Raw genomic sequence first — 8,996 nt, 5'->3', positions numbered from 1 at the left:
CGACGGCAGCGCGGATCGTCGCCGTGCCGGGCGAATTCGCCGTGAGCGTTCCATCGCCGGAAACGCTCGCGACAGCGTCGTCAGTGCTCGACCAGGTCAGTGTCGCGCCCTGCGGCAGCGACATCGCCGCGCCCTTCTCGTCGCGCAGCGCCACGTCCAGCTCCAGCGTCGCGCCGTCGGCGAGGACGGGATCGGCGGGTGAGAGGATGATGGAGGTCAGCCTGGGTGCCGGGGCCGGCCCGGAGCCGTCGTCGCCGCAGGCGAGGAGGAGAAGCGCGAATGCCGCGGCGTGGAACGTCGTCTTTCGCATTGCAGTGCCTCGGGTGGGCTGTGCGTTCGAATCGTCACAGCACCATACGCACAGCTCCCGAGGGTGGGATCATCGCCCGGATGCGGGGATCGAGATCAGGTCACGCGACCGCCACCACCTCACCCGCCTCCACGAACACCAGCCACGCCTCGACCGCCGTCGCCTCGAGCCCGTACATCCGGCACACCGCGCGCCGGTACGCCTTCACCTGCGGTTCGTAATGCGACTTCCGCTCCTCCACCTCCGCGCGGCGCGACACCGCGTCCGTCTTGTAGTCGATCAGCGCCGCCGACGTGACGCGACCGTCGGTGCGCGTCACCACCAGCCGGTCGATGAAGCCTTCCACCATGGTGTCGCCTTCGCGTGCGAGGAACGGCACCTCGCGCTCCACGCTCGAGCCAGCCGGCCACGCCGACCGCTGCAGCAGCCGGGCGAGCTTCGGCAGCTTCAGCCACTCTCGGAACGAGGCGCACAGTGCAGTCGTCTCCTCGTCGCTCAGGCCGCCCGGCATCTCGCGCGCGATTGCGAGGAGCGCTGCGTCGTCGAGCACTCCGTCCTCGAGCCAGCCGATCTCCTCGAACCAGCGATGCGCGACCGAGCCGCGACCCGCCGCGGCCGACAGGCGCAGCAGCATCCCGAGATCGACCCGTCCGTTGCCCTCGAGCTGTGACGGGCTGCGCCGCGGCAGCGCGCGCCGGCGGGTGCCGGGCGCATGGAGCGTGATGCGCGCGTGTTCAGTCGTCGGGGCGTCGCCTGCTCCCTCAGCATCCGCAGGTGGCGGTGCATCCGCCGCACGCCGCGTCCGCTCCGCCTCGTGCCACTCCGGATCGCCGCGCTCGATCACGACGTCGTCCTCCACGAACGCGTCGACCGCGGGTGCCAGTGTACGCAGGATCACGCGCGCGCCGGAGCGGCCCTTCCCCTGGTTCGGCTTCACGATCACGTGCAGCGCGTGCCGCGCGCGCGTGAGTGCGACGTACAGGATGCTGAGCCCGTCGCGCAGCTCGTTGTGGAAGAGCTGGTCGTTCGCGGCCTGCAGCTCCTGAAGGTCCGGGAACAGTGCACGCAGCCCCACGTTCACGTACGGGAACGCGCGCGTCACCCGCGCGCCGGGGCGCGGCCGGTACGCGATCACCTCCTGGTACGTCCCGCGCACCAGCGGCGCGTCCAGCTCGGGCAGCACGACGATGTCGAACTCGAGTCCCTTCGCCTGGTGCACGGTCATCACCCGCACGTTCGCCGCGACCGGGTCCTCGACACGCTCGTTGCGCACGAAGTGCACGAAGTCCGACGGGCGCAAAGTGGCACCGTCCTCGTACCGGAACGCGAGCTCGACCAGCTGCGCCAGGCGACGTCGCTCGCGCGCGTCGCACGCGTGCTCGATCTCCTTCGCGAGTGCCGCGATCGTGGTGCCGTAGCCGTCCTCGAGCAGGCGACGCCGCCACTCCGCCGAGAGCGCGAGCGTTGCCGCCTCGTCGCCATGATCTGCATACCCGATCGCGGCGCCGATCGGTGTCCGGGCGACGTGGTAGCGCGCGATCATGTTGCCGGGGTTGTCGCACAGGCGGAGCAGCGCGAGCACGGCCGTGACGCTCGCCGCATCGGTGAGCGGGTTGCCGCCCTCCTCGCTCGCGTGCACACCCTCGGCCTTCAGGTTCAGCATCATGCGCGCGACGGCCGCATTCGTACGCGTGAGCACGCCAATCGTGAAGTCCGGCATGCGCGCATGCAGCTCCGCGACCTGCCGCGCCGCGTACGCGCTCAGCTTCGGCCGCGCCTCGCCCGAGCCCTCGTCGCGCGGGCCGACACGCACGACCACGTGGCCGGCCAGCTCCTTCGCGGGCGTGTGCGGCGTGAACTCCCGCAGCCAGTCGCGTGCGACGCCCGCGTGGCGTGCGTCATCCTCCGCCTTGCTGCCATCGCCCCACGCCGCATCGTCGCCGATGCGCGCGTACAGCTCGTTCACGAAGTCGAGCACGACGCGGCTCGAGCGCCAGCTCCTGGTCAGTGCGCCACGATCGAGCTCGTATGTCTCGCCCATCTGACGCACGAGGTCCGGTGTACCGCCACGCCAGCCGTAGATCGACTGCTTCGGGTCGGCGACGATCACGGCCGCGCGCTCGCCGAGGTGGCCGGACAGCAGCTCGTCCGCAAGGGGACGCAGCGCCTCCCATTGCGGAATGGACGTGTCCTGGAACTCGTCGAGCAGCAGGTGCTTCGCGCGCGCGTCCAGCCGGTAGTACATGTCCTCGCGGCCACCCAGCGGGTCGGTCCCGCCGAGCACGCGCGTGACGTCGTCGAACTCGTAGGCGCCGAGCTCCGCACGACGCTTCTCCAGCGCGGACGTGTAGCGGACGGCGAAATCGCCGAGTGCGTGCGAGCGTCGCCGCAGCTGCAGCGCGACCTCGCCCTGTGCGACGGCCCAGGCCTGGTCGATGAGGTGGGCGAGGTCGATGGGAATCGGCTGGGAGTCGTAGCTGTCGCCGCTGCGCGCACGCTCGACCAGTGTCGAGTCGACGAACGTTTTCCAGTCGCCCCCGCGCAGTGCGACGACCAGCTCGTCCAGTGCCTTCACCCACGTCTTTCGCGGGCTGCCGGTCTTCGTGGTCGGCGATTCCTGCCGCGCGAGCAGCTCCGCGAGCCGCAGCCGTTCGGCCTCGAGCGTCGCAGGATCACTGCTGTCGGCCAGTGCATCGAACGCCGACCAGTGCCCGTCGGTCGTCGGATCGAGCGCGTAGTGCATCTTGACCAGCGCGTCGACCTTGCGCAGCAGCGCATCGTGCAGCGAGCGCGTGGCCGGGCGCGGCATGATACCGCGGATCAGCTCGATCAGTACGACCCTGTCCGTGCGATCCAGCACGTCCTGCAGCGCGAGCGAGCGCAGTCGCTTCGCGGTCGGCGAGTCGGCGATGCCCCACACCGTCGGCATGCCCAGCTCGTGCGCGAAGCTGGTCACCGTGCGCAGGAAGAACGCGTCCAGTGTGCCGATGTTCATGCGGTGCAGCCGGCGCACAGACCGGTCGAGCACGTCACCCCAGAACGCACGGGTGCACGTGTCCGGGTCCATGCGTGCATGCGTGGCGAGCTCGCGTGCCTCGTCGACGTCCAGTGCTGCCCGCGCGAGTCGCACGAGCACGCGGTCCAGGATCTCGCCCGCGGCCTTGCGCGTGAACGTCGACGCGAACACCTCGTCCGGTGCCTCGTCGCGCGCGAGCAGCGCGATGATGTCCGACGAGATGCGGAACGTCTTGCCGGATCCCGCCGACGCGAGGATGAGATCGCGCGGGACGCCGGCCTCGAGCGCCTCGTCGAAGAGGCTGGGCTGAAGCGTGCTCACAGCACCACCTCCTCCTGCAGCTCCTCGTCCTCGCGGACCAGGCGACCCTGCCCGAGCAGCTCGGCCATGTCGTCGCTCAGCCAGTCGCTGCTGACACCCGCGAAGGAGAACGCATTGCCTCGAACGGCGCGGATCGCCTCGCGTGCCGCCTCGAGTGCGTCGGCCAGGTCTGCAGCCGTCCATGACGCAATGCGGAAGTCGATCTCGTTCGGCTCACCGCACAGCGTGACGTAGCCGACGCGCACGGTGCCGCCCTCGTTCTGCGTCACGGGCCGTCCTTCGGCATCGACGATGTGCGGGAGGATCGCGTGGTACAGCGGCAGCTGCAGGTCGGTCCATTCGCCGCTGCGCCTGCGATGTGCGTCCTCCGGCGTCTGCACCTTTTCCGACGTCTTGTAATCGAAGAGCGCCCACTCGTTGCGGCCTTCGTGGTAGTCGACGCGGTCGATGCGGCCCCGCAGGCGCACGGTCGTGCCGTCCACCTCGAGGGGTGCACCACCGTCCGGTGTGCCGCATTCGATGGCGACCGTCTTCCAGCCGTCGCGGATCCATGCTGCCTGGCAGCGGGCGAACGAGTGCAGCCGCAGCCGTAGCTGCTCGATCTGCAGCGCGACGGCCGGCAGCGTCCTGCCGAGCACCTCGTCGACATGCGCGTCCAGCGCGTGGTTCAGCCACGCGGCAATCCGATCCGCATCCTCCCACGTCGCCGCTTCCGAGCGCCCGAAGCGCTCGAGCACCTTGTGCGCGACGTCGCCGAAGCGCAGTGGATCGAGCTCGCGTGCACTGTCGTCCACGGCATCGCCGCCCATCACCCGATCGAGCGCCCACAGGTACGGGTCCGCGAGGATGTTGCGGAACTCGGTGACGCGGAAGGTGTCGGGCGGCGCCTCGAGCGAGATCGTCTTCTGCGGCGGCAGCACGAACGCCGACGACGTCGCCTGCGCCACGTCCGCTGCCGCACGCGTGCCGTCCGCATCGTCTTCCAGGAACGTCCGGATGCGGCGCGCCAGCGCATCGCCGGACGTGGCCAGCACCAGGCGGCTCGGCCGCAGCGGATCGCCCGTCATCGTGCGACGTCCGGCGATCGCATGCACCCGCCGCGAATGCAGCATCGCGGTGAGTTGGTACGCATCGCGCGCGTGGCGCATGTCGTTGTCGATGATGCCGAGCCGCGAGCGCAGCGAGTTCGGCAGGAACGCGTCCGCATTGATCGCCGCGGGTACGAACGGCTCGTTCATGCCCGTGAGCACGGCGACGGGCGCGTCGTCCAGGTGCAGCTCGAGCCAGCCGAGCAGCTCGATCGCGGCCTCATCGGCCTCCGGCGCCAGCGTCGCAGCGCGCACGTCGTCGAGAAGAACGCGGATCGCCGCTGCGGCGTCGCATTCGACGTCGAGCTCCGGCGCGACGCGCACGTGCTCGAGCGCGGCATCGCGCAACACCTCGGCCGCGCCGAGCAGCCGACGCTCATCCGGCAGATCGCGGCTGAACGCGCGGTCACCGTAGATCTCGAGCAGCAGCTCCAGGATCACAGGCATCCACTCGCGCAGCGCGCGCCGCCCGTGCAGCCGCCCGAGCACCGACTCACCCATCAGCGCGACGCGCAGCGCTTCCACGAGCGTGCGGCCTCGGCCTTCCGCCGCCGGCAGCTCATGCGCCAGTGAGACCGGCAGCCGCTGCGCCAGGAACTCGTCGAGCTGGATCAGCCAGCCGTCCCGCTCGCGGAACGCGGCCGCCCCCCGGTGCTCGATGTCCCAGCGGCGCCTGCGCAGCCAGTCGCCGAACGCCGGATGACGCGCGAGCGCGGCGACCGCATCGAACGATCCGTCCCGCACGACGTCCGCGATCGTCTCGAGCAGCCGGTACGCGGACGTGCGCCCGACCGGTATGCCGGCGGCGTCGCGCACCGTCACGTCCGATGTCGCAAGCTGCTGCTCGAGGTACGGCACGACCTCCCGGTCCGGAACGGCGATCACGATGTCGTCGGCTGCGAATGTCGCGTCGAGCGATGCGAGATAGCGTGCGACGTCGGTCGCCTGGTTCGACGGGTGCCCGACGATCGCGAGCTGCTCGTCGCGCAGCGGGATGTCGGTGTCCAGCCATGCGCGGAGGACAACGCAGCCGAGGTCGTCGAAGCGCTCGGCTTCGGATGCCGGCGCATGCACCAGGATGTGGACACCACCCGGCCGCGGGCGCACCAGCAGCCGCAGCATGCTGCGCAGCACCAGCGGCATCTCCGCGACGCCGATCAGCCACAGGTCCTGCTCGCACGCGACCGCCCTGCGCTCCACGGCATGGATGCGCTCGAGGTCGCGGTCCACGCGCTGCTGCGCGTCGGTTGCCGCCGCGTAGCCGGCCTGCAGCCGTGCAAGCGCGCTCCAGCGGTTCGTGTCGTCGTAGAGCAGCGAATCGTCGCAGCTCCCAGCGACGTCCGCGAACGTGCGACCCGCGGCGCCCACCGTCTCGTGCAGTGCCATGACCGTCCGCGCCAGGTGCAGCCAGCCGCGCACGTCGTCCGCCTGCGGCGCGTGCGGAAAGAGCAGCGCGAGGTCCTCGGCCGCGGCGGTCCGGAGCTGATGCAGCCAGAGGCGGACTGCCGTGCCGGAGTCGAGCAGTGGCGCCGTCGGCGTGTACAGCATCTCCGGCAGCGAGCCGAGCGTCGTCACCTGCGGCGGCACGAGCCGGAGCCCGCGACGATCCGCCTCCTCCACGAGCAATTCCTTCAGCCTGCGCGCGGCCCGGGCACCCGGCAGCGCGACGAGGACACCGCCCAGGTCCACGCTGTCCGCATCCGCGTGCGACTCCGCCAGCATGGCGGCCGCAGCGGGAAGCGCGGGGCGGTTCCAGTCGAGGAAGGTGCGTGGATCCGGCATCGGAGGCGTCAGGCTGCTCGAGGAATTCACGGTGCTACGGGCTGCGCGGCTTGGGACGCCTGGGCATCACGCCACCAGCCGGCGCGGCTCGGCATTCGTCGCGGTGATCACTGCCTTGAAGGTAGTCCGGGGGTGTGACAGCGGCGCGACCGGAAGGTCGAAGATCAGGGGGCGGCCGTCAATGGAGGACTGCCTGACAGCGTCCAGGTGCCGTCGTTCACGTGGGACCGGTCCGGCGCCAGGCGGGAGTGTCGGTGCCAGGCGGGAGTATCGACGCCAGAAGGAGTGTCGGCTCGGTCAGAACTGTCCGCTACGGCGGAACTGTCGGCTACGGCCGCACTGTCCCCTCAGGCGGGACTGTCCCCTTGGGCGGGATTCTCAGCGTGAACTGTTCAGACACCATTCTTCAACGCCGTGAACTCGACATCCCGCGCTGCCGTTCGCCCGCATTGTCGAGTTTCCAGCGTTTATCGCCGTGATCTCGATTTCCCTTCGACCACTATCGAAGCCTCAGCGAGTAAACGGCGCAGGGCGCCGGGATCTCGACATTCCGCCAACCGCACGACGCGAGGTGTAGAGTTGACGGCCCCCGCAGCCCGACAACGGCGCCGGCATCTCGACATTCCGCCAACCGCACGACGCGAGCTGTAGAGTTGACGCCCCCCGCAGCCCGACACCGCCACCGGATCTCGATATCCAGCCAGCCACGCGGCGCGAGCCACGCCCTTGACGGCCCCCCAAACGCGGCCGGGAATGCGGCCGCCGAGAGCACGAGTGATCGCGCCCCCAGCTCGCGCCCCTACTCCTCCCGCAGCGCCAGCGTCGGATCCATCCGCGCCGCCCGCCACGCCGGGATCATCCCCGCCGCGACCGCGACCACCGCGAGCGCCGTCGCCGCTCCGGCCAGCACCGCGGGCTCACCCGGCTCGAGCCCGTACAGGAACGCGCGCACCAGTCGCCCCGACGCAATGGCGCCCACCGCACCCAGCACCAGCCCGATCGCCAGCACCCGTGCGACGTCGCCCAGCACCATCCGGATCACACGCCCGCGCCCTGCACCGATCGCAATCCGCACCCCGATCTCGTTGCGCCGGCGCGCCACGGAATACGACAGCACGCCGTACAGCCCGAGCATCGCGAGCGCGAGTGCGACGCCGCCGAACAGTGCGGACAGCGTCGCCAGCATCCGCTCACGCTGCAGTGAGCGCTCTACCTGCTCCGTGAAGGTGCGGAACTCGACGCCGGCCGCGGGATGCAGCGCCGCGAGCGCAGTCTTCACCGTCGGCACCAGCGCGGTCGGATCGCCGTCGGTGCGTACAGCGAGCGTGAGGAACGGGCGCACCATGCTCATCGGCGTGGCTTCCATCTGGGACGCCGCGATGTAGACCGTGCCGCTGTCTTCCTCGCGCAGTGACCGGTACTTCGCGTCGCCCACGACGCCGATCACGGTGTACGTCGTGACGTCGTCGCCGAGTCCCGTCCCGAACTGCCGCCCCACCGGGTTCTCCTGGCCGAAGAACTTGCGCGCGACGGAGCGGTTCACGATCGCGACGCGCACGCCGCCGGCAACGTCGCGCGCATCGAAATCACGACCGGCGAGGAGTGGCGTGCCGAGCGTTGCGAAATAGCCGTCGCTCACGGCGTTGAACCAGGCGAGGCCGTCCATCTCGCTGGTCGGCGTGAAGCCGTCCACGATGAGGTTGCCGTTCCAGGACGGTCCCGCCACCGGCGTGAGATCGGCAGCGCTCGCGTCCAGCACACCGGGGGAAGCACGCAGCTGTTCCACGAGCAGCCCGCGCGAGCTGAGGATCTGCTCTTCGGAGAAGCCGGTGCGCTGCAGATCGACCGATGCCAGCAGCACGCCTTCGGTTCGGAATCCCGGGTCCTGCAGCACCAGGTTGCGCAGCGAGCCGACCAGCAGCCCGGCGCCCACCAGCAGCACCAGCGACAGCGCGACCTGCGCCGCGACGAGCGCCTTTCCGATCGTGAAGCGGCCGTGTCCCTCCGCGATCGTCCGGCCGTTCGCTGTCATGGCGGACTGTGGATCGACACGTCCCGCGCGCCACGCGGGGATCATCCCGAAGAACAGTGCGGTCAGCACTGCGACCGCAGTCGTGAAACCGAGCACGCGTGCATTCAGTGACAGGTCCAGCGCGACCGACCCGCCGCCGAACGCCGCGAGCAGTGCCTGTGCACCGAAGCGCGCGAACAGCAGGCCGATCCCCGCGCCGAGCGTCGCGATCAGCAGGCTCTCCGTCACGAGCAGCCTGGCGAGGCGCGCACGGCCCGCACCGATCGCAACGCGGATCGCGAACTCGCGCTGGCGTGCCGTCGCGCGCGCGAGCAGCAGGTTCGCCACGTTCGCACACGCGATCAGCAGGATCAGCCCCACGCCGGTCATCAGGATCAGCAGCGCCCCGGCATAGCGGTCGCGCACCTGCGAGATGCCGGTCGGTGCGGCATGCGCATGGAAGCTGCG

The 8,996-nt window shown here is 70.4% G+C and carries 4 protein-coding genes; all 4 read right to left on the bottom strand.

Going from position 1 to position 8,996, the window contains the following annotated elements:
- Positions 1-310, bottom strand: a 310-nt coding sequence (locus VFU06_06925; protein HEU5209127.1) for an Ig-like domain-containing protein, incomplete at its 3' end; no start/stop codon positions are given.
- Positions 311-410: 100 nt separating this feature from the next.
- A complete protein-coding gene (locus tag VFU06_06920) occupies positions 411-3,647 on the bottom strand; it encodes a UvrD-helicase domain-containing protein (protein HEU5209126.1) in 3,237 nt (1,078 codons plus the stop codon).
- Complete coding sequence (locus tag VFU06_06915) at positions 3,644-6,517, bottom strand: PD-(D/E)XK nuclease family protein (protein HEU5209125.1); 2,874 nt, start codon at positions 6,515-6,517, stop codon at positions 3,644-3,646. The genes VFU06_06920 and VFU06_06915 overlap by 4 nt, the downstream gene beginning before the upstream one ends.
- A 799-nt stretch (positions 6,518-7,316) precedes the next feature.
- The coding region (locus VFU06_06910) for an FtsX-like permease family protein (protein HEU5209124.1) at positions 7,317-8,996 on the bottom strand (1,680 nt) is incomplete at its 5' end.

The sequence above is a fragment of the Longimicrobiales bacterium genome (genome assembly GCA_035764935.1).
Lineage (GTDB): Bacteria > Gemmatimonadota > Gemmatimonadetes > Longimicrobiales > RSA9 > DASTYK01.
The sequence above is the reverse complement of the archived record's forward strand: the minus strand, read 5'-3'. Positions and strand labels throughout refer to the sequence as shown.

Coding starts and splice junctions, on each gene's coding strand:
- VFU06_06915 (HEU5209125.1), bottom strand. CDS start 6,517: ATGCCGGATCCACGCACCTTCCTCGACTGGAACCGCCCCGCGCTTCCC.